We start from the raw sequence: 18,585 nt of genomic DNA on the forward strand, positions 1-18,585 counted from the left end.
ACCGGCCACCGGCGCCTGGGCTCCCGAAAGGTGATCATCTTGGCGGTCCCGGGTTGGCATGATCGGGGAATGCTGGTCGAGGTTCTGCTGGATACGCCCCTGCACGTGCACTACGGGTTCCTGACCCTGGGGGAGAACGAGGCGGTCCCGGAGGACGCGGCGCGGGGACAGGTCAACGGGCTGTGCGGGGCGGCGGTTCCCGGGGTGCTGCACATGCATACCGGGCTGCACACGGGCGAGGTGCACGTACGCGTCGAGCTCCACGCGGCCGAGCCGGAACTCGGTGACGAGTGGCGGGACGTCGTGGAGGTCCTGTACGCGACGACCGCCGAGGATCTGGCGCTCGGTGGCTTCGACTCGTCGGCCGGGCCGGTCGATCTGCCGCCGGGGGTCTACCGTGCGCGCTATTGCGCCGCCGACATGCAGCGCGACCGCGACGAGGAGGAGCCCGGCGGGCGCTATCTGCTGCAGTTCTGGCCGGCCACCGCCGTGGACCGCGTCGTGCGGCAGAACAGCGAGTACGCCGCGTACTGGCACCGCGAAGGACCCGAGCCGCCCCTGACCCGCGACGAATTGGCCGGCCGGGTCGCAGACCTGCGGCGGCGCCGCGCCGAGCGGCAGGCCGAGGAGACCGAGGAGGAGCTCGACGAGATCTGGGAGGGCGACGTCCCGGACGATCCCCGCCTGCGCGAGGCCGGCTGGTACGCGGCGTCGCTCTGGCGGCTCGACCCCGCGCTCGTCGAGGCCCTCACCGAGGCCGGCGACGAGCAGCGGCGCGCCGTGGCCGCGTGGGCGGTCGAGCGTGTCCTCGACGACGCCCAGCTGATGTCCCAGCCCTGGTCCGGTCCCGCCCTCGCCGCCCTGCGCGAGGGGAGGCCGCTCGAGACCTGGGAGATCCAGCAGACGCTTCCGCCCATGCCGATGGAGGAGCACAACCTCGCCGCGGCCCAGAATCTCGCGGCCGAGGTGCTCTTCAACGCCGCCGTCGGCCTCGACACCCTGAGCGACGCCTGCGAGGCGGTCATGCAAGCGATCTACCGCAGCCCCGACCCGACACGAGTGCTGGACGGCGCCCGTCAGCTCCTGGCCTGAGCGACGAGGATGATCTCGCGTGACTCGGCGGTCAGGGGCTGCCTGTCCCAGCCGCCGAAGCGGTGCGTCACCTCGAAACCGGTCTCCTCCAGGGAACGCTCCAACGTGGCGACGTCGCGGAAGGCGAGCACGTCGCGGGTCACCTCGCGCTCGCCCGTGCGGCGGTCGAGGGTGAACGTGTCGTACGTGACCAGTGGCAACGCGACCTCGACGGTCTCGTGCCAGAACTCGATGTGGCCGTCCAGCGTGCGCAGCGTCGCCTCCCTCGTCCAGCGCTCCCAGCCCTTCGCCGCCGGATGGCGGGATTCAAAAGCCAGAGTTCCTAGGGGTACGAGGGCTCGGCGCAGATCGCGGAGGGCCTGGGCCCACGCTTCGCCGTCCAGGAACACCTGCGCCACATGGCCGGACATGACCGCGAAGTCGGCCGATTCCGGGTCGGCCACGTCGCTGTGACCCAGGCGCCAGTCGACGCTGCCGGCGCCCGGCCGGCTGCGGGCCACCCTGAGCATTTCCGGGTCAGGGTCGATTCCCACAGCCGTACGCCCACCGGCCGCAAGCAAACGCGCCAGCGTGCCCGTCCCGCACCCGAGGTCGAGCACGCTCGTCGCGCCGAGGTCGCCGGCCAGTGCCGCGTAGAAGCGGTAGTCGTGGTCGTCCGCGTTCAGCTCGTCGTAGGCGTCAGCGAAGTCCATGGACCTTCTCCGCGAGGCGGCGGGTCTCGTCGTCGAACAGGACCATGTGGACGGTGTCGACGCCAGCGTCCGACGACTCGATGGCGGTCAGGGCCTGGGCGATGGCGTCCTCTTTGGGCCAGCGGTAGATGCCCGACGAGATCAGCGGGAACGCCACCGAGCGGGCGCCCAGGCCGGCCGCGACCTTCAGGGAGTTGGTGTAGCAGGCGCGCAGCGTGGGGGAGCGGTCCTCGTCGGTGCTGTAGACCGGGCCCACCGTGTGGATGACCCAGCGGGCCGGCAGGCGGCCGGCCGTCGTGGACACCGCCTGGCCCGCCGCCAGCCCCCGGCCGTAGTGGGAGGCGCGCAGGGCCCGGCACTCCTCGAGGATGGCGGGCCCGCCCTTGCGGTGGATGGCGCCGTCGACGCCGCCGCCTCCGAGCAATGAGGAGTTGGCCGCGTTGACGATCGCGTCGGTGGCCGACGTGGTGATGTCGCCGGTGGCCAGTTCGATGCGCATGGGTGATTTATAGCGATCGAGGGGAGAACGCGCACTGCAATTTGCACATTCAGTGTCACGAATGGTGACGGAATGGTCGCGGAGGGGATTGGCTGGTGTTGCGTCGGCGTGATATGCCCGGTCCGTGGGTCGACACAACGACGGGGCCGTCACGGCGGTGGTGGACCACGACACCGGCATCATCGAGATGAGGGTGCGCGGGCGCTGGAACCGGCAGGTCTGGCTCGAGTCGTACCGGATGCTCAACAAGTGCCTGGCCGGTCATCCGGCCGGGCTGGTGCTCGACCTGTCCGCGTTCGAGGATCCGCGGGCCGGCAGCACCTCGCTGTGGCTGACGGCCGCCGCCCAGGGCGAGCGCATGGAACCGCCCGTGCCCGTGGTGACCTGCATGGCCGCCCCCAACCTGACGTCCGGCCTGGCCCGGATGCCGCGGTTCGCCTCCATCCGGTCGGCCCGCACCGCCATCACCAGCCATCGGACCATGACTTCCCAGGTACGCCTGCAGCTGCAGCCCCGCCCGTCCTCATCCGCGAGCGCCCGTCAGCTGGTCACCGCCGCCTGCGAGGAGTGGGGCATGCCGATGCTGCTGCCCCGGGCCCGCCTGGTCGCGACCGAGCTGGTCAGCAACGCCGTCCAGCACGCCGGCACCGAGATAGACGTGGTCATCTCCCACCGGGGCCAGGTCCGCCGCCCGGTCTCACGCCGCACCACCTATCTGCACCTGGCCGTCTACGACCGCGACCCCCACATGCCCGAACCCAACGGCGGACGGGGCCTGCACATCATCCGCGTCGCTTCACAGGGCTGGGGCGCCCTGCCCACCCACGAGGGAAAGGTGGTGTGGGCGCTCCTACGGGAACAGGACTGAGTGCGGCCGGTCCCAGTCGTCCGGCAGCACCACCGGCGGCCACGACGGATCCGGCCGGTAATCGGTCCAGCGCCCGTCGAACGGCGCCTCACCGGCGGCGGCGAGCGCGATCAGCTCCTCGCCGGTCCGGCGGATCGCGACGGCCTGCTCGGCGCTCCACCGGCCGGGCCGCCCGGTCAGCTCGGCGAACTCGTCCTCGTCCTTCCACCGCGCCACCCGATCGGGTGCGATCCACACGTCGAGCGCGCGGTCGCTGCTGTCGACGCCGCCCGCCCACCGGACGCGCTCGGTCTCGAGATTCACGTACCAGCCCGCGAAATCGCCGGCGCCGGTGAAGAACCACGACACGGTCCATTCCCCGGCCGGCGGCACGAACTGGACGACGCCCGGCCCGCGCCACGTCGTCCGCTTCGGCACGCGGGGGACGTCGAATCTCTCGCCCACGGGGATGTCGCGCAGGGCGCGGCCGTCGGCGGGCACCGACTCGATCTGCGGTGAGCCGGGGCCGATCCAGAGCACCAGGCCGGCCGGGTCGTCGGCGATCACCCGGCCCGCGCGCACGAAGCGGGCCCGGCCGCCGCGGCCGTAGCGGTAAAGGATCTGGTCCCCGTACGCCCACACCTCAGCTTTTGGTCAGGGAGAACTGCAGGCGCCAGCCGGCCTCTTCGAGGGCCGACGTGTGGTGGGCCAGCACGTCCTCGACGCTGCGGGTGGCCCGGCCCTCGGCGGCCCGGCTCACCTCGACGTCCAGCTCGGCCAGGCCCTGGTCGAGGGAGGCCATGTACGCCGACCACTCGCGCTCGGTGGCCAGGTCGCTCTTCTCGTGGGCGCGCTCCAGGACGTCGCGCAGCCGGCCCAGCGAGGCACGGATGGGAGCCGCGTGCGCGGGGTGCCGGGCCGCGAAGGTGCGCTCGGCGCCGCTGACCCGCCGGGTGACCTTGTCGACCCGCTCCTGCTTCACAGATGTCACCGCGCCACGTTACGACCCTTCGACGCCGTACCGGAAGATTCCGGGTGAACAGAGAGTGCTTCCCCACACACGTAAACGGAGTCGCGCCGGGCGGCGTCGTCATGCTCGATCCGGCCCGGACGCCGGCCCTGGCCGGCCTGGTGGAGCGGGTCGCGGCGGCGGTGGGCGCCCCGGCGCCGAGGATCTTCCTTCTGGGGTACGACCTCAACGCGTTCACCATGAGCTGCTGACCCAGATGTCGCGCCGGACCCACCGCGCCGAGGCGTCCCTCTACGCCTCGCACCCGCCCTCCGGCCTGCGGGCCGAGATGCTCCGGCGGCGGCCTCAGCTGGCCGCCGAGGTCGTGCTCACCGAGGCCGAGTCGGCCCGGATCGACGCCGAGCCGGCCCCGCACGTCACGCGGGTGCGGCTGGCCCTGACGGAGTGACGGCGTAGAAGTCGAAAGCGGCGGTGCCCTCGGAGGCGTACAGCCCGATCACCCGGCCGGTGAAGCCGGTGACCACCTCCGTCGAGAGGTAGCGGCCGTCGAGCGTGGCCAGGGCGGGACCGTCTCCGATGTGGAACGTGATCGTGTCCGGGCCCGTGTCGGCGGTGCGGATGTCGGCCGTGAGGTCGACCGGGCCGGGCGGCACCGGCTGGGCGGCCACGGTCTGGCGGAGCGGGCCGATGCGTACGACCACCCGGGCCTGACCCTCGGAGATCTCCAGGTCGTAGTGGTGCGTGTCGTCCATGCGGATCGACAGCCCGGCCGTGGCCGAGCCCGGGTCGAGGCGGGTGGTGACCCGCGTGTCGTGCTGCTGCTGGCGCCGGCCGAGGAAACCGTGCAGCGTCAGCCAGCCCGGCCGCTCGGAGAGCGAGTGATCGGGGCGCCGTCGTGGTGAGATCCATTGTGGCGCCAGGACCGCCGCGTCGAAGTCGTCCCGGAAGTTGATCACCGGGGGCGACGGGACGACCGGCGCGACCACGGGCCAGCCGCCTTCCCAGTGCACGCGGGTCAGGAACGTCTCGCGGCCCAGCACGTGGAACGACGGCGTCTTGCCGCGTGGCCTCGTGCCCAGCAACACCATCCACCACTCGCCGTCCGGGGTCTCGACCAGGTCGGCGTGGCCCGTGCTCTGCACTTCCAGGTCCGTGCTGCGGTGGGTCAGAATCGGATTTCCCGGGGCCGGCTCGTACGGGCCGAGCGGGTGACCGGCGCGGGCGATGGCCACCGTGTGACCGCGTTCCGTGCCGCCCTCGGCGATCATCAGGTACCACCACTCGCCGACCCGGTAGAGATGCGGCGCCTCCGGATATTGCAGGCCCGTGCCCGACCAGACCGGGTGCGGCCCGTCGAGGACCTTGCCCGCCACCGGGTCGATGCGGGCGATCTCGATGCCCGAGACCGCCGCCCAGCAGTTGCCCTCGGCGTCCCAGGCCAGGTCGGGATCGATGCCGGGCAGGTCGATCCACGCCGGCTCGCTCCACGGGCCGGCCGGGTCGGCCGCGGTGACGATGAAGGTGCCGCCGCCGGTCGTGTCGGTCGTGATGACCCAGAACAGGCCGTCGTGGTGCCGGATCGTCGGCGCGTAGATGCCCCCGGACGACGGGGTCCCGGCCGGGAGCGGGCCGTCGAGCACGTTGCCGATCTGCTCCCAGTGCTCGAGGTCCCGGCTGTGGAAGATCGGCACGCCGGGCGCGTATTCGAAGCTGGAGCAGACGAGGTAGTAGTCCCCGCCCACCCGGCAGATGCTCGGGTCGGGGTGGAAACCGGGCAGGATCGGGTTGTTCATGCCAGGAACCGCAGGGCGTTCTCCTCGTCGAGGATGCCACCGCCCTCGTGGCCGTTGTACTCCCAGACCTTCATCTCTTTGGGGCCCCCGTAGTTGTGGAACGCGCCGTACACGGTGGAGGACGGGCAGGTGGCGTCGCGCAGGGCGACCGAGAAGAGCGCCGGGGCCGTGGCCCGCGCCGCGAAGTTGACGCCGTCGAAGTAGGCGAGCGTCCGGAACACCTGCTCCTCCTCGCCCCGGTGCACGGCCAGATAGTTGATGATCTCCCGGTACGGGAAGGCGTCGGTGACCCGCACCGCGCGCGGGAAATCGCACAGGAACGGCACGAAGGCCACCACCCCGGCCAGGTCCCGGCGCAGGCCGGCCACGGCGAGGGACATGCCGCCGCCCTGGCTGCCGCCGACGACGTGGACCCGCTCGTTGTCGACCACGTCGAGGGAGCGGGCGGCGTCGACGGCCCGGACCGCGTCGGTGAACAGCCGCCGGTAGTAATAGGTGGCCGGGTCGAGGATGCCGCGGGTCAGCACGCCCGGCACCTGCGGCGGCGACGGCGCCTCGTCGGGGGTGACGCCGAGGCTCCAGCCCGAGCCCTGTCCCCGGGTGTCCATCTGGAGATGGGCGTAGCCGGCCGAGGCCCAGAGCAGGTTCTCCAGCTCATGACCGCGCCCGCCGCCGTACCCGACGTACTGCACGACGGCCGGCAGCGGTCCCTCGGCCCCGGCCGGCACCCGCAGCCACGCGTGGATGTCCTGTCCGCCGAAACCCCGGAAGGTCAGGTCGTACGTCGTGATGCTCTTCAGAAGCGCCGGAACCTCCCGGATCCGTACGTCGATGTCGCCCTGCTCGGCGAGCGTCGAGGCCCAGAAGGCGTCGAAGTCGCCCGGCGCGGTGACCGAGCTGCGGTACGTCGCCAGCTGCTCGGGAGAGAGGTCGATGATCATCCTTTGAACGCCCCGTCCATGATTCCGGCCACCATCCTGCGGCCCACGAAGGCGAACAGTACGAGCAGCGGGATCGTGGCCAGGAAGGAGCCCGACATGGCCAGCCCGAGATCGACGTCGTAGTTGCTCTGCAGAGCCTTGATGGCGATCTGGGCGGTGTACATCTCCGGCGACTTCAGTACGACGAACGGCCACAGGAAGTCGTTCCACGAGGTCACGAAGCCCAGCAGGCCGAGGACGAAGGCGGCCGGGCGCACGAGCGGGAACGCGATCCGCCAGAACACCTGCCAGGTCGTGGCCCCGTCGATGCGGGCCGCCTGGAGAAGCTCGTCGCTGAGCGTGGTCGCCAGGTGCTGGCGCATCCAGAAGATGCCGAACGCGCTCGCCAGCCCCGGGACGATCAGCGCCTGGAGCGTGTCCACCCAGTGCAGCTGCGACATGATCATGTACTGCGGGATGATCGAGAGCTGGGTGGGCACGGTCATGGTGAGGATGACGAACAGGAACAGCGCGCCGCGCCCCCGGAACCGCAGCTTCGCGAAGGCGAACCCGGCCAGTGAGCAGAGCACCGCCTGGCCCACGCCGATCGCGATCGCCACGACGAAGCTGTTCACCAGGGCCCGTACAAATGGAACCGTCTGAAAGACCAGATCGGCCAGGTGGAAGAAGTTGCCGCCCGGCACGACCGCCGGCGGCTGTCGCGTCGCCGTTGCCGTGTCGGTCGTCGCGACCACGAACATCCAGTAGAGGGGGAAGACGCTGATCAGCGCGGCCAGCCCCAGCCCGGCGTACGTCCACCAGCGCACCCGCTCGTTCTTGGTACTCATCTCAGCGCTCCCGCCGGACTCGGGTCAGCATGTAGTTGGTGCCGGCCAGCACGATCACCATCACGAACAGCGCCACACCGATGGCCGAGCCGTATCCGAACTGGAACTGCCCGAAGCCCTGCTCGTAGAGGAACAAGGTCAAGGTCTGGCATTGCCGTACGGGTCCACAGGTCAGCGGCGCGGCCTGGTTCAGCAGCAGTGGCTCGGTGAAGATCTGCAGGCCGCCGATGGTCGACGTGACCACGGTGAAGACGATGACCGGCCGTAGCGATGGAATGGTGATGCGGCGGAACTGCGCCCACGCCCCGGCGCCGTCGACGGACGCCGCCTCGTAAATCTCCCGCGGCACCGCCTGCAACGAGGCCAGATAGAGCAGCGTGTTGTATCCGGTCCAGCGCCACGCGACCATCACGGCGATCAGCACGTGGCTGCCCCAGGTCGACTGCACGAAATCGATGGGGCCGATGCCGGCCAGCCCGAGCAGCCAGTTCAGCATGCCGTAGTCGCGGTCGAAGAGCTGGAGGAAGACGATCGCCGTGGCCGCCACCGAGGTGATGTACGGGACCAGCATCGACATCCGGAAGAACACGGCCCACTTCAGCCGTACGTGGTTGAGCAGGTGGGCCAGCCCGAGCGCGATCAGCAGCTCGGGGATGGTCGACAGCAGCCAGATGCTGAGCGTGTTGCGGACCGCGTTGTAGAAGCGGGGATCGTCGAACAGCCGCCGGAAGTTGTCGAGCCCGACGAAGACGTGGTCCCCGATCGGGTTCCAGTCGAACAGCGATACGTAGAAGGTGAACAGCAGCGGCACCAGCCCGAAGACGCCGAAGATCACGAAGAAGGGCGCGATGTAGGCGTACGGAGCGTATTTGTCCCTTTTTGTTTCCCGTGGCGCCGGCTTTGTCGCAGCCGGCGCCGGCGGGGCGAGTGTGGCGGTCATCTACTTGCCGATGGCCGTCTTGATGTTCTTGAGCGCGTCGTCCCAGGCCGTGGCGGCGTCGCCCTTGCCCTGCTCGACATTGGTGATGGCGTTCTGGAACTCCTGGCCGATCTCGCTGGTCTGCGGGCCGATCACGAACGGCTGTAGGCCCTGCACCGACTTCGTGTAGATCTCACCGGTCGGCGCGTCCGAGAAGAACGGGTCCTTGTTGCCGGTGAGCTTGGCGTCCGTGTAGACCGACGGGGTCGTGGGCAGCGCGCCCGAGTCGACGAAGTGGGCGAGCTGGCTCTCCGGCGACTGCATCGCGGTGATGTAGTCCCACGCCGCCTTGGCGTTCTTGGCCCCGGCCGGGATGGCCAGATAGCTGCCGCCCCAGTTGCCGGAGTCGCCGGGGATCGTGGCGATGTCCCACTTGCCCTCAGTCTTGGGGGCGTTCGAGCGGATGGTGTTCAGCATCCAGGACGGCGCCGCGATCGTGGCGAAGGCGCCCTGGGCCATGCCGGCGCTCCAGCCGTTGGAGAACGAGCTCTGCTTGGCCGTGATGCCGGCCTGCGCGGTCTTGACGGCCAGGTCGAACGCGGTCTTCACCTGCGGGCTGGTCGAGTAGACGACGTTCCCGTCGGAGTCGTAGTACTTCTCCGGGCCCTGGTTGACGGCCTGGTAGAAGACGCTGGTGGCGGCGTTGTCGACGAACGGCTTGCCGGTCTTGGCCTTGTACTTCTCGCCCGTCGCGATGAAGGCGTCCCAGGTGGGCCAGAGCTTGGAGACCGACTCGCGGTCGGTAGGAAGCCCGGCCGCTTGGAAGAGATCTTTGCGGTACGCCACGGCCATGCCGCCGACGTCGGTCGGGATGCCGATGATCTGGCCGCCCTTGGCCGTGCTCTGCGCTATGACCCAGTCCAGGTAATCGCCCTTGATCTGGTCGGCGCCGAGCTTGTTCAGGTCGTAGAAGTTCTGCGCCTGCTGGACGAACTTGGGCAGGTCGTCGCCCTGGATCAGGACGAGGTCGGGAACCTTGCCGCCGGCCAGCGCGGTGGTCAGCGACTGGGCGGTCTCGACGGAGGTGCCGACCTCGGTGAGCTTGATGTCGACGTCGGGGTGGGTCTTCTTGTACTCCTCGACGCTCGCTTTCTGGTTGATGCCGGTGAACGACCAGAACTCGAACGACTTGCCGTCGCCGGTGGGCCCGGCCTCTTTTCCGTCGCTGCCCCCGCACCCGGCCAGGGCCAGGACGGTCGCCATCGCTATCGCGGCTGCTGTACGAGCTCTCACTGTGTCTCCCTGCGAAATTTTCGGCGATGTTTCCGATCGTTACTGCGGGAGGTTAAGAGCGTGCTCTTCGCCACGTCAAGAGTAAATTTCGGTACTAGCGCCGAAAAAATCGGGCGCTACACTGCCGCCATGACTTCACTTGCCGACGGCGGCCAGCGCCCGCTGACCATCGCCGAGATCGCCCAGCACGCCGGGGTGTCGATCGCGACCGTCTCCAAGGTGGTCAATGGCAAGTCCGAGGTCGCGCCGGACACGAGGGCGCTCGTCGAGGGCGTGATCTCGCAGCACGGCTACCGCCGGCAGAAGAAGCGGGCGCAGACCACGTCCCTGCTCGAGCTGGTCTTTCACGAGCTCGAGGGCGCGTACGCCATGGAGATCATCAAGGGCGTCGAGCAGGTGGCCGCCCAGCACGACCTGGCCGTGGTGCTCTCACAGGCGCAGGGCAAGACCACCCCCGGCCGCGGCTGGATCGAGGGGGTGCTGGCCCGCCGCCCGATCGGTGTGATCGGCGTGTTCTCCGGCCTCGACGACGCCCAGCAGAGGCAGCTGCACCACCGGGGCATCCCGCTGGTGCTGATGGACCCGACCGGCGAGCCCGTGCACGAGCTCCCGTCGGTCGGTGCCAGCAACTGGAGCGGCGGTTTCGCGGCCACCCGACACCTGATCGATCTCGGTCACCAGCGGATCGCGGCCATCACCGGCCCGGCCCGCATACTGTCCAGCCGGGCCCGCCTCGACGGCTATCGGGCGGCCCTGGACGACGCCGGCCTCGGCATCGACCAGGCCCTGATCCGCGAGGGCGACTTCCACGTCGACGACGGCCTCGTCTTCACGCGTGAGCTGCTGGCGCTCGACTCACCGCCGACCGCGGTCTTCGCCTTCAACGACGCTCAGGCGCTCGGCGTCTATCAGGCGGCGGCCGCCGCCGGCCTGCGCATCCCGGACGACCTGAGCGTCGTCGGCTTCGACGACCTGCCGTCGATCCAGTGGGCGATTCCGGCCTTGACGACGGTCCGCCAGCCGCTGGGCGAGATGGCCGCCGCGGCCGCCTCGATGGTCATCGCCGCCGCCGGCGGGGCCGAGCCCACGAGCAACCGCCTGATCCTCGCCACCGAACTGGTGGTCCGCGGAAGCACGGGCCGGACCCCGAAAGTTTCCTAGCCTTCGGCGAGCCGGGTCTGATCCACCTCGAAGTCGATCTCCCGCTGGTCGGCGTCCCGCTCACGCTGATCGGCGCCGGACTCCCGCGCGTCGGCGGCCCGGTCGCGCTCGTCGGCGCTCGAATCACGCTCGTCGGCGTGCGCCTCCCGTTCGTCGGCGCGCCGGTCCCGGTCCTGGCGGCGTTCGGCACGGTAGGCCTCCTGCTCGTCCAGCCAGCCCTGCCGTTCCTGGAGGTGCTGCTCCCGCGTGTCCAGCTGCTCGGTCCGCATCTCCAGCTCGGCGATGCGCTGCTCGTGGTCGATCAGCTCCTGCCCGTCGGACCCGGCCACCCGGGTCGAGCGGATGGCCGCGCGCACCTTGTCCGACGGCAGCCGGTGGGCGCGGAACGCCTCGGCCGCCTGCCGTTCGGCCGCGGCCAGAAGCCGGTCGCGGGCGGCGTGCTCGGCCGCGTCGGGCCGCGTAGCGGCCATCCGGTCATGCACCTCGGCGCTGGCCTCGGCGGTCTCGGCCATCGCCTCCGCGCTCTGCGCGAGCCGCTGGAAATGCTCGGCGGCGCGGTCCTGAGCCTGCTGCGCGCGGTACAGCCCGTCGGTGCCCATGGCACACTATGTACCCCGTGGCCCGCCAGAACTATCCGGGCACGGCCCTTTCCCGGAGCCACGCGCCGACCACCGCGAAATCGGCCTCCGTCAGCCCGGCCCGCGCATCCACCCGGTGCAGCAGGGCCGCCGCCGGATGAGCAGCCTCGACCCACCAGCGGTCGACGTCGGAGATCTCATCATCGAGCCAGACAAAGTCCCGCCCCGCAGCATGCGCGACGATGTAAGCGGTCTTCCAGTGCAGCCCACGAAGCGGCGCCGCTTCAGTCTCGCCGGGCAGTTCAAGAACCGGAAGAGCCGGCAGCCCCAGCCGCGGCGCGATGACGTCATTGGCCTCCGCCATCCAGGTGGTGGCCCAGACCAGAACCCCGGAAAGCCCAAGCAGCCGAGACCCATCGGCAGGATCAAGCCGTCCCAGCAGCGGTCCACCTTCACCGCCTTCCGCCCGCTCTGCGCCTTCGGCGCTTGCCGCCCGCTCTGCGCCTTCCGCGCTTCCCGTGCCTTCCGCGCCGCCCTGGCTGTCCGTGCCGGTCCGGTTGTCCGTGCCGGTCCGGTTGTCCGTGCCGGCCCGGTTGTCCGTGCCGGTCCGGTTGTCCGTGCCGGCCCGGCTGTCCGCGCCGGCCCGGCTGTCCGCGCCGGCCCGGCCTTCCGCGGCTTCCGTGTCTGGCGGGTCTTCCGCGGCTTTCGCGTGTGGTGGGTCTTCCGTGCCAGCCCGGCTTTCCCTGCCTTCCGGTCCTTCCGCACTTTTCGGGTCTTCCGCGCCTTCTGCTCCTGGCTGGCCTTGTGCTCCTGGCGGGCCTTCCGCCCCTGCCGGGTCTTCCGGGCCTTCTGGTCCGCCCAGGCCTTCCGCGCCTCCGCCTTCCGCGCCTCCGCCTTCCGCGCCTCCGCCTTCCGCGCCTCCGCCTTCCGCGCCTCCGCCTTCCGCGCCTCCGCCTTCCGCGCCTCCACCTTCCGCGCCTCCACCTTCCGCGCCTCCACCTTCCGCGCCGCTAGGACAGCGGCAGGTGCGGTTGGGGTCAGGCGTGGAGTCGAGGTGGGCGGTGTCGGGCGCGGGGTGGGTCGGCAGGGGATGGGTGGTGTCAAGCGCGGGGGTGGGGTGGGCCGGCAAGAGGTGAGAGGGGTTGGGGTGGGCCGGCAAGAGGTGAGAGGGGCTGGGGTGGGCCGACGGGAGGTGGTCGGTGTCGGGTGTTGGGCTGGGATGGGCCGGCCGGGGGTGGGCGGTGCCGGGTGTGGGGTTGAGGTGGGTCGGTAAGGGGCCGGCGGGCGCCAGGTTCCGGCGGGGCGTTGTTCGGGCGTGGTCGGGCGCTGACATGGGGCGGGGTGCGAAGGGGAGCAGGACGCCGTCGACGTCGAGGAAGATGAACGGGAGCATCAATAACGGCTCCGGTAGTCGCGGGGGGACGTGCCTGTGACGCGTTTGAAGGCGGTGCTCAAAGCGCTCTCGGAGCTGTACCCCACGTGGTGGGCGATGGCGGCCACGGTTCCCTCGGAGCGGCGCAGGCGGGCCGAGGCCAGCTCGATGCGCCAGTGGGTCAGGTAGTCGAGAGGGCCCTGGCCGACCGTCTGTTTGAAGCGGGCGGCCAGGGTGGAGCGGGACACGGCGGCGACGGCGGCCAGCTCGGCGACGGTCCATGGGTGGGCCGGGCGGGCGTGCATCGCTCGCAGGGCCGGGGCCACCACCGGGTCGGACAGGCCGGACAGCCAGCCGGCGGGCGGGTGGGCGCTCAAGTGCAGGCGCAGCAGGTGGATCAGCATCACCTGGGCCAGGTGGTCGGTGACCAGGCCGGCGGCGGGCGGGTGGTCGCGCAGCTCGGCGTCGATCTGGTCGAGCGCCCACCGCACCGTGGCGGCGGCCGGGGAGTCGCCGGGCACGTGCACCACCGGCGGCAGGGCGTTCAGCAGCAGCTCCTCGGCGCGCTCCCCGAAGCCGAACCGGCCGCCGAGGATGAAGACGGAGTCGGCTGTCCCTACGCGGGCTGTGCCGTCGGTGGCGACGGCGAACAGAGGGCCCGCGGGGACCGGAGGGATGTCGGGGGAGCTGGCCAGCGTGAACGCTCGGGGGCGGGTCAGCAGGAAGCAGTCGCCGGGGGACAGGTGGTAGGTGAACCCGTCGACGAGAAGGAGGCAGTTTCCCCGGCGTACGGCATTGAATTTGACCGCCGGAGGCGGCGCGAAAGCCACCGCCCAGTCGCCGCCGGCGGCGAAGCCCACCGACAGCTGGCTGGTCGTGCCCACCAGGGCGAGGACATCCTGTAGAGGATCGGCCGTTTGGACGCTCACGAAACTATCCTGGACCCTGAACTATTCATCGTCCAGCGATCTGGGCGCAGACTCTGGTCATGACAGCAATCACCATCCCGTTCACCGCCACCAGCACCGCCGCCGAGGTGCTCGCGGGCGTCGACCTCACCGGCAAGCGCATCCTGATCACCGGCGGCGGATCGGGTCTGGGCCGGGCCGCGGCGACAGCGCTGCGGGAGGCGGGGGCCGAGGTCATCACCCCGGCGCGGCAGGAGCTCGACCTGGGCGATGTCACTAAGGTGCTTCATTTCACGAAAAAGTGGACAGGCAGTCTCGACGCGGTGATCGCCAACGCCGGGATCATGGCCGTTCCGGAGCGCCGCCTGGCCTCCAACGGCTGGGAGCTTCAGCTCGCGACCAACTTCCTCGGCCACTTCGCGCTGGTCGCCGGGCTGCGGGAGGACCTGGCCCCCGACGCCCGGGTCGTTCTGGTCAGCTCCGGCGCTCAGCTGCGGGCCGGCGTCGACTTCGAGGATCCGCACTTCGAGCGCCGCCCGTACGACCCGTGGGTCGCCTACGGCCAGTCCAAGGCGGCCGAGGTGCTGCTCGCCGTGGCCCTGAGCCGCCGGGGCATCACCGCCACCGCGATGGCGCCGGGCCGCATCCACACCAACCTTCAGCGTCACATGGACCCGGCCACCATGCGGGCCATGGGCGCGATGGACGAGCACGGCAACCTGATCCACGCCGAGGGCTACAAGACCCCCGAGCAGGGCGCCGCCGGCGAGGTCCTGCTGGCCGCCTCCCCGCTGCTCGCGGGGGTCTCCGGGGTCTACCTCGACGAGGACAACCAGATCGCCGAGGTCGTGCCGGGCGGGCCCGAGCCGATGTTCGGCGTCGCCGAGTGGTCGGTCGACCCGGTCGCGGCCGACCGGCTGTGGGATTACGCGGCGACGGCGATCGGCGCGCTGACGCCGCCCTCGTTGCCCGAGCGGTCCACCCCGGCCAGGCAGTAGGTGACCGGTCCGGACGGCGGCGCCGGGTCGACGACCTCGGTGCCGCCGCGGCCGGTGGCCACCAGGTCGGCCGTCTTGCCGTTCACGCGGTAGAGGGCCCAGCTCGTGCCCGAGCTCTGCGCCTGGAAGTGCACCGACCCGTCGTCGGCGCGCTTCGCCCCGGTCAGGCTCGGCGCCGGCGGCGGTGAAGCCGGCAACTGCTTCATCACCGGCACGAGAGCCGGCGCCGCGTAGTGCTTGTCCCGGTAGCGGGTCACCGCGCCCAGCCGGTCGCCCCGGATCTGCTTGGCGCTGAAGTGCACCTGGCCGAGCACGCCGTACTCGTCGTTCATGGCGAGCTGCCGGTCGAGCTGGGCCGGGTCGCTCCAGTCGCCCTCCTCGCCGACCCGGTAGTCGGCCATGCCGATGTAGAGCTGCACCTTGCTGCCCTTCACCACGTCGGCCCACCACGGCAGCAGCTTGGCGTAGTCGGCCTTGTCGAAGCCGATCGTCCAGTACAGCTGGGGCACGATGTAGTCGAGCCACCCCTGCTGGACCCACTTGCGGGTGTCGGCGTAGATGGCGTCGTACGCCTCCAGGCCCTTGGAATCGGACCCGGTGGGGTCGGTCGACTTGTTGCGCCAGATGCCGAACGGGCTGATCCCGAACTTGACCCAGGGCTTGAGCTCCTTGATCCGGGTGTTCATCTCGCGGACCAGCGTGTTCACGTTGTCGCGCCGCCAGTCGGCCCGCGACCGGCCGGCGCCGTACTTGGCGTAGCTGGCGTCGTCGGGGAAGTCCTGGCCGGCGACCGGATAGGGGTAGAAGAAGTCGTCGAAGTGCACGCCGTCCACGTCGTACTTCTCGACCGCCTCGAGCATCGAATCTTCGACGAACTTGCGCGCCTCGGGAATGCCCGGGTCGAAGTAGAGCCGCCCGGCCTTGCCCTTGGGGAAGGCGATGGCCCACTGGCTGTGCTGGATCAGCGGATGGTTGGGCGCGAGCTTGCGGAAGTCGGCGCCGGGCCCGACCGGGCCGGGCTGGGTGCCGCGGTACGGGTTGAACCAGGCGTGGAACTCGAGGTTGCGCTTGTGGGCCTCGTCGACCATGTACGCCATCGGGTCCCACCCGGGCGACTTGCCGTCCCGCTTGCCGGTGAGCCACTCCGACCACGGCGCGTACTCCGAGGGCCAGAAGGCGTCGCCCGAGGGCCGCACGTGCACGAAGATCGCGTTGTGCCGCTGGGCCACCGCGACGTCGAGCCAGCCCTGATATTCGGCCTTGACCTGCGCCTCGGACAGGCCCCGCTTGCTCGGGAAGTCGATGTTCGTGACCGTGGTCAGCCACATGCCGCGCAGCTCGCGGGTGGCCTTGGTCGGATAGACCCCGCAAGAGCCGGTGGCGGTGAACGGGGCCGAGGGCTCCGGCGGGACCGGGGCCGAATAGGCGGCCGGCGCGGAGTACGTCGCCGCTCGCAGGAGCCCCAGCCCTAGCACAGCGGTCGCGAACAGGACCGCGGCGAGGGTCAGGGTCAGTCGTACGGGTGGGCGGCGGACGCGGAGCATGGGGACCAGTGTGCCGCACGTAGAGTTCCGGGGTGTGACTGTCGTGGTGGTGGGTGCCGGTATCGGCGGGCTGGCGTGCGCTCGTGAGCTGGTCGCGGCGGGTGTGCCCACGCGCGTCCTCGAACGTGCCAACGTGGTCGGGGGACGCCTGGCGAGTGTCACCCGCGCGGGGCGCCCGGTCGACGTCGGCGCCGCCTACGTCACCGCCGACGACCCGTCGTTCCAGGGCCGGCTCCAGTCGTGGCGCATCGCCGGGCTCGCCCACCCATGGACCGACACGTTCCGCGGTCAGCACGGCGGCGCGCCGATGCGCTGGTCGGCGCCGGGTGGCCTGCGCAGCCTGGCCAAAGATCTGGCCGACGGGCTCGACGTCACGCTCGGGGCCGAGGTGACGGAGTTGCCGGAGGCCGACGTCGTGGTGCTGGCGATGCCGGGGCCGCAGGCGCTGGAGCTGGCCGACCTGCCCGAGGCCCGGGAACAGTCCTGGTCGCCGGTGTTGACGGCCGTGTTGACGTACCCCCGAAGGTCCTGGCCCGATTTCGCCGGCGCCTTCGTGAACGATCATCCGGTGCTGGCCACGCTCTGCGACGACGGCGACCGTCGCGGCGATCGTGCCCCGGTGCTCGTCGCGCATTCAACGGCGAACTACTTCAAAGAATTTGAGTACGGGGGTGAGGCGGCACTCGCCCGCGCGGCCGGCGAGCTGCTCGGCATCACCGACGAGCCCACGGTCGAGCTGTTCCGGTGGCCCCTGGCCCAGCCCCGGACCGGGCGTGACGGTTTCGCCCGCCGGGGCAACGTCTATCTCTGCGGCGACGCCTTCGGCCGCCCCCGCGTGCAGACCGCCTGGCTCAGTGGCCGGGCGGTCGCGCGCGACATCATCAGAGAACGGATCGGTAGACCTTGAGGGTCTCCTCGGCGATGTGCGACCAGCTGAAGTGCTCGATCGCGCGACGCCGCCCGGCCAGGCCCATCTGCGCCGCCCGCTGCGGGTCCTCGATCAGCTGAGTCATCGCGGTGGCGAGGTCGGCCACGAACTGCTCGGGATCGATCGGCGTGCCCGTGCCGTCGTCGACCTGCTCGATCGGCACCAGGATGCCGGTCTCGCCGTCGCGGACCACCTCGGGGATGCCGCCGGTCGCGGTCGCCACCACGGCCGTCTCGCAGGCCATGGCCTCGAGGTTGACGATGCCCATCGGCTCGTAGATGGACGGGCACACGAAGACCGTGGCGTGCGTGAGCACCTGGACGACCTCGTGCTTGGGCAGCATCTCCTGCACCCAGATGACGCCCTTTTCGTCGCGGGCCGCGCGCAGCTCGCCCGCCAGGCCCTCGACCTCGGCCGCGATCTCCTTGGTGTCGGGCGCGCCGGCCAGCAGCACGATCTGCGTCTCGGCGGGCAGCAGGCGGCAGGCCCGCAGCAGATAGGGCAGGCCCTTCTGCCGGGTGATGCGGCCGACGAAGACCACACTGGGCCGGCTCAGGTCGATGCCGAGGCGCTCGATCACGTCGGTGCCGCGGTTGGGCTGGTAGATCTCGGTGTCGATGCCGTTGTAGACGACCTGCACCTTGTCCGGGTCGACCGACGGATAGGCGGCCAGGACGTCGCGCCGCATGCCGCCGGAGACCGCGATGATCGCGTCGGCGTGCTCGATGCCGACCTTTTCGCAGAACGACGACAGCGCGTAGCCGCCGCCGAGCTGCTCGGCCTTCCACGGGCGCAGTGGCTCGAGGCTGTGCGTGGTGACCACGTGCGGGACGCCGTGCAGCAGCTTGCTGGTGTGGCCGGCGAAGTTGGCGTACCAGGTGTGGCTGTGCACGATGTCGGTGCCCTCGGTGCCGGCCGCGATCTCGAGGTCGACCCCCATCGTCCGCAGGGCCGCGTTGGCCCCGGCGAGCTCGGCCGGCTCGGGATAGGCGGTCACGCCCGGCTCGGTGCGCGGGGCGCCGAAGCAGTGCACACGGACGTCGGCCAGGGCCCGCAGATCGCGGGTCAGATATTCGAGGTGTACGCCGGCGCCGCCGTACACCTCCGGCGGATATTCACGCGTAATCAGGTCGACTCGAAGCACCCCCGCAGCCTAGTACTCCCTCCCCATCGATGCTCAAGATCAGGTATCCTGGCCGTCCGCCGGGACGATCACGGCGAGT

21 protein-coding genes are annotated in these 18,585 nt (G+C 70.7%); 7 read left to right on the forward strand and 14 right to left on the reverse strand.

Features of this window, described 5'->3' with window-relative positions; genetic code table 11:
* Positions 1–69: 69 nt before the first annotated feature.
* Entirely contained in the window at positions 70–1,092 is a 1,023-nt protein-coding gene (locus tag ACFY36_RS48370; RefSeq protein WP_499752684.1) for a hypothetical protein, read from the forward strand.
* Here the strand turns inward: ACFY36_RS48370 and ACFY36_RS48375 are convergent.
* Together ACFY36_RS48375 and ACFY36_RS48380 are read right to left on the reverse strand one after the other, a co-directional pair.
* Entirely contained in the window at positions 1,077–1,784 is a 708-nt protein-coding gene (locus tag ACFY36_RS48375; RefSeq protein WP_499752685.1) for a class I SAM-dependent DNA methyltransferase, read from the reverse strand. The genes ACFY36_RS48370 and ACFY36_RS48375 overlap by 16 nt on opposite strands.
* Positions 1,771–2,283: an O-acetyl-ADP-ribose deacetylase gene (locus ACFY36_RS48380; protein ID WP_499752686.1), complete on the reverse strand. Its 513-nt coding sequence runs from the start codon at positions 2,281–2,283 to the stop codon at positions 1,771–1,773. Before ACFY36_RS48380 ends, ACFY36_RS48375 begins: the two co-directional genes overlap by 14 nt.
* A 124-nt stretch (positions 2,284–2,407) precedes the next feature.
* On the opposite strand from ACFY36_RS48380, the gene ACFY36_RS48385 reads away from it, so the two are divergent.
* On the forward strand, positions 2,408–3,151 hold the full coding sequence (locus ACFY36_RS48385; RefSeq protein ID WP_499752687.1) for an ATP-binding protein: 744 nt from the start codon (positions 2,408–2,410) through the stop codon (positions 3,149–3,151).
* Here ACFY36_RS48385 and ACFY36_RS48390 read toward each other — a convergent pair.
* Together ACFY36_RS48390 and ACFY36_RS48395 are read right to left on the reverse strand one after the other, a co-directional pair.
* Positions 3,134–3,772, reverse strand: a complete 639-nt coding sequence (locus tag ACFY36_RS48390) for a ribonuclease FAU-1 family protein (protein WP_499752688.1) — start codon at positions 3,770–3,772, stop codon at positions 3,134–3,136. The two genes, ACFY36_RS48385 and ACFY36_RS48390, sit on opposite strands and share 18 nt — an antisense overlap.
* Position 3,773: 1 nt before the next feature.
* Positions 3,774–4,121, reverse strand: coding sequence for a hypothetical protein (locus tag ACFY36_RS48395; protein WP_499752689.1), 348 nt, complete (start codon positions 4,119–4,121; stop codon positions 3,774–3,776).
* Positions 4,122–4,165: 44 nt separating this feature from the next.
* Here ACFY36_RS48395 and ACFY36_RS48400 point away from each other — a divergent pair, with 44 nt between their 5' ends.
* Together ACFY36_RS48400 and ACFY36_RS48405 are read left to right on the forward strand one after the other, a co-directional pair.
* The gene (locus tag ACFY36_RS48400) at positions 4,166–4,351 is read left to right on the forward strand and encodes a hypothetical protein (RefSeq protein WP_499752690.1); all 186 of its coding nucleotides are present in this window, start codon (positions 4,166–4,168) and stop codon (positions 4,349–4,351) included.
* 5 nt (positions 4,352–4,356) lie between these two features.
* Positions 4,357–4,548 carry a hypothetical protein gene (locus ACFY36_RS48405; RefSeq protein ID WP_499752691.1) on the forward strand — a complete coding sequence of 64 codons (192 nt, stop codon included), beginning with the start codon at positions 4,357–4,359 and terminating at the stop codon, positions 4,546–4,548.
* Here the strand turns inward: ACFY36_RS48405 and ACFY36_RS48410 are convergent.
* Genes ACFY36_RS48410 through ACFY36_RS48430 form a run of 5 tightly spaced genes read right to left on the reverse strand, consistent with a single transcriptional unit; the run spans position 4,517 to position 9,873 of the window.
* Complete coding sequence (locus ACFY36_RS48410; RefSeq protein WP_499752692.1) at positions 4,517–5,893, reverse strand: glycoside hydrolase family 43 protein; 1,377 nt, start codon at positions 5,891–5,893, stop codon at positions 4,517–4,519. The two genes, ACFY36_RS48405 and ACFY36_RS48410, sit on opposite strands and share 32 nt — an antisense overlap.
* Positions 5,890–6,834, reverse strand: a complete 945-nt coding sequence (locus ACFY36_RS48415; RefSeq protein ID WP_499752693.1) for an acetylxylan esterase — start codon at positions 6,832–6,834, stop codon at positions 5,890–5,892. Before ACFY36_RS48415 ends, ACFY36_RS48410 begins: the two co-directional genes overlap by 4 nt.
* Positions 6,831–7,661: a carbohydrate ABC transporter permease gene (locus tag ACFY36_RS48420; RefSeq protein WP_499752694.1), complete on the reverse strand. Its 831-nt coding sequence runs from the start codon at positions 7,659–7,661 to the stop codon at positions 6,831–6,833. The genes ACFY36_RS48415 and ACFY36_RS48420 overlap by 4 nt, the downstream gene beginning before the upstream one ends.
* A 1-nt stretch (position 7,662) precedes the next feature.
* Positions 7,663–8,601: a carbohydrate ABC transporter permease gene (locus ACFY36_RS48425; RefSeq protein ID WP_499752695.1), complete on the reverse strand. Its 939-nt coding sequence runs from the start codon at positions 8,599–8,601 to the stop codon at positions 7,663–7,665.
* Entirely contained in the window at positions 8,602–9,873 is a 1,272-nt protein-coding gene (locus ACFY36_RS48430) for an ABC transporter substrate-binding protein (RefSeq protein ID WP_499752696.1), read from the reverse strand.
* Positions 9,874–10,002: 129 nt separating this feature from the next.
* Between ACFY36_RS48430 and ACFY36_RS48435 the strand changes: the two genes are divergently transcribed.
* Entirely contained in the window at positions 10,003–11,034 is a 1,032-nt protein-coding gene (locus ACFY36_RS48435; RefSeq protein WP_499752697.1) for a LacI family DNA-binding transcriptional regulator, read from the forward strand.
* On the opposite strand, the gene ACFY36_RS48440 is transcribed toward ACFY36_RS48435, so the two are convergent.
* The 3 genes from ACFY36_RS48440 to ACFY36_RS48450 form a co-directional block, all read right to left on the reverse strand.
* Positions 11,031–11,633, reverse strand: a complete 603-nt coding sequence (locus ACFY36_RS48440) for a hypothetical protein (RefSeq protein WP_499752698.1) — start codon at positions 11,631–11,633, stop codon at positions 11,031–11,033. The genes ACFY36_RS48435 and ACFY36_RS48440 overlap by 4 nt on opposite strands.
* A 31-nt stretch (positions 11,634–11,664) precedes the next feature.
* On the reverse strand, positions 11,665–11,976 hold the full coding sequence (locus ACFY36_RS48445; RefSeq protein ID WP_499752699.1) for a hypothetical protein: 312 nt from the start codon (positions 11,974–11,976) through the stop codon (positions 11,665–11,667).
* A 1,028-nt stretch (positions 11,977–13,004) separates the two neighbouring features.
* Positions 13,005–13,913 carry an AraC family transcriptional regulator gene (locus ACFY36_RS48450; RefSeq protein WP_499752700.1) on the reverse strand — a complete coding sequence of 303 codons (909 nt, stop codon included), beginning with the start codon at positions 13,911–13,913 and terminating at the stop codon, positions 13,005–13,007.
* A 59-nt stretch (positions 13,914–13,972) separates the two neighbouring features.
* On the opposite strand from ACFY36_RS48450, the gene ACFY36_RS48455 reads away from it, so the two are divergent.
* A complete protein-coding gene (locus tag ACFY36_RS48455; protein ID WP_499752701.1) occupies positions 13,973–14,890 on the forward strand; it encodes an SDR family NAD(P)-dependent oxidoreductase in 918 nt (305 codons plus the stop codon).
* Here the strand turns inward: ACFY36_RS48455 and ACFY36_RS48460 are convergent.
* Positions 14,818–16,434 (reverse strand): glycoside hydrolase family 10-like protein, encoded by a 1,617-nt coding sequence (locus ACFY36_RS48460; RefSeq protein ID WP_499752702.1) that lies wholly within the window; start codon positions 16,432–16,434, stop codon positions 14,818–14,820. The genes ACFY36_RS48455 and ACFY36_RS48460 overlap by 73 nt on opposite strands.
* A 34-nt stretch (positions 16,435–16,468) precedes the next feature.
* Here ACFY36_RS48460 and ACFY36_RS48465 point away from each other — a divergent pair, with 34 nt between their 5' ends.
* Positions 16,469–17,341 carry an NAD(P)/FAD-dependent oxidoreductase gene (locus tag ACFY36_RS48465; protein WP_499752703.1) on the forward strand — a complete coding sequence of 291 codons (873 nt, stop codon included), beginning with the start codon at positions 16,469–16,471 and terminating at the stop codon, positions 17,339–17,341.
* Here the strand turns inward: ACFY36_RS48465 and glgA are convergent.
* Positions 17,316–18,506, reverse strand: a complete 1,191-nt coding sequence (gene glgA, locus ACFY36_RS48470; RefSeq protein WP_499752704.1) for a glycogen synthase — start codon at positions 18,504–18,506, stop codon at positions 17,316–17,318. The genes ACFY36_RS48465 and glgA overlap by 26 nt on opposite strands.
* Positions 18,507–18,585 lie beyond the last annotated feature (79 nt).

The sequence above is a fragment of the Actinoplanes sp. NPDC000266 genome, assembly GCF_042899005.1.
GTDB lineage: Bacteria > Actinomycetota > Actinomycetes > Mycobacteriales > Micromonosporaceae > Actinoplanes.

Excerpts from the sequence above, each read along its gene's own strand:
- ACFY36_RS48370 (WP_499752684.1), top strand. The coding sequence starts at position 70 with ATGCTGGTCGAGGTTCTGCTGGATACGCCCCTGCACGTGCACTACGGG.
- ACFY36_RS48375 (WP_499752685.1), bottom strand. The coding sequence starts at position 1,784 with ATGGACTTCGCTGACGCCTACGACGAGCTGAACGCGGACGACCACGAC.
- ACFY36_RS48380 (WP_499752686.1), bottom strand. The coding sequence starts at position 2,283 with ATGCGCATCGAACTGGCCACCGGCGACATCACCACGTCGGCCACCGAC.
- ACFY36_RS48405 (WP_499752691.1), top strand. The coding sequence starts at position 4,357 with ATGTCGCGCCGGACCCACCGCGCCGAGGCGTCCCTCTACGCCTCGCAC.
- ACFY36_RS48410 (WP_499752692.1), bottom strand. The coding sequence starts at position 5,893 with ATGAACAACCCGATCCTGCCCGGTTTCCACCCCGACCCGAGCATCTGC.
- ACFY36_RS48415 (WP_499752693.1), bottom strand. The coding sequence starts at position 6,834 with ATGATCATCGACCTCTCTCCCGAGCAGCTGGCGACGTACCGCAGCTCG.
- ACFY36_RS48420 (WP_499752694.1), bottom strand. The coding sequence starts at position 7,661 with ATGAGTACCAAGAACGAGCGGGTGCGCTGGTGGACGTACGCCGGGCTG.
- ACFY36_RS48425 (WP_499752695.1), bottom strand. The coding sequence starts at position 8,601 with ATGACCGCCACACTCGCCCCGCCGGCGCCGGCTGCGACAAAGCCGGCG.
- ACFY36_RS48435 (WP_499752697.1), top strand. The coding sequence starts at position 10,003 with ATGACTTCACTTGCCGACGGCGGCCAGCGCCCGCTGACCATCGCCGAG.
- ACFY36_RS48440 (WP_499752698.1), bottom strand. The coding sequence starts at position 11,633 with ATGGGCACCGACGGGCTGTACCGCGCGCAGCAGGCTCAGGACCGCGCC.
- ACFY36_RS48445 (WP_499752699.1), bottom strand. The coding sequence starts at position 11,976 with ATGGCGGAGGCCAATGACGTCATCGCGCCGCGGCTGGGGCTGCCGGCT.
- ACFY36_RS48455 (WP_499752701.1), top strand. The coding sequence starts at position 13,973 with ATGACAGCAATCACCATCCCGTTCACCGCCACCAGCACCGCCGCCGAG.
- ACFY36_RS48460 (WP_499752702.1), bottom strand. The coding sequence starts at position 16,434 with ATGCTCCGCGTCCGCCGCCCACCCGTACGACTGACCCTGACCCTCGCC.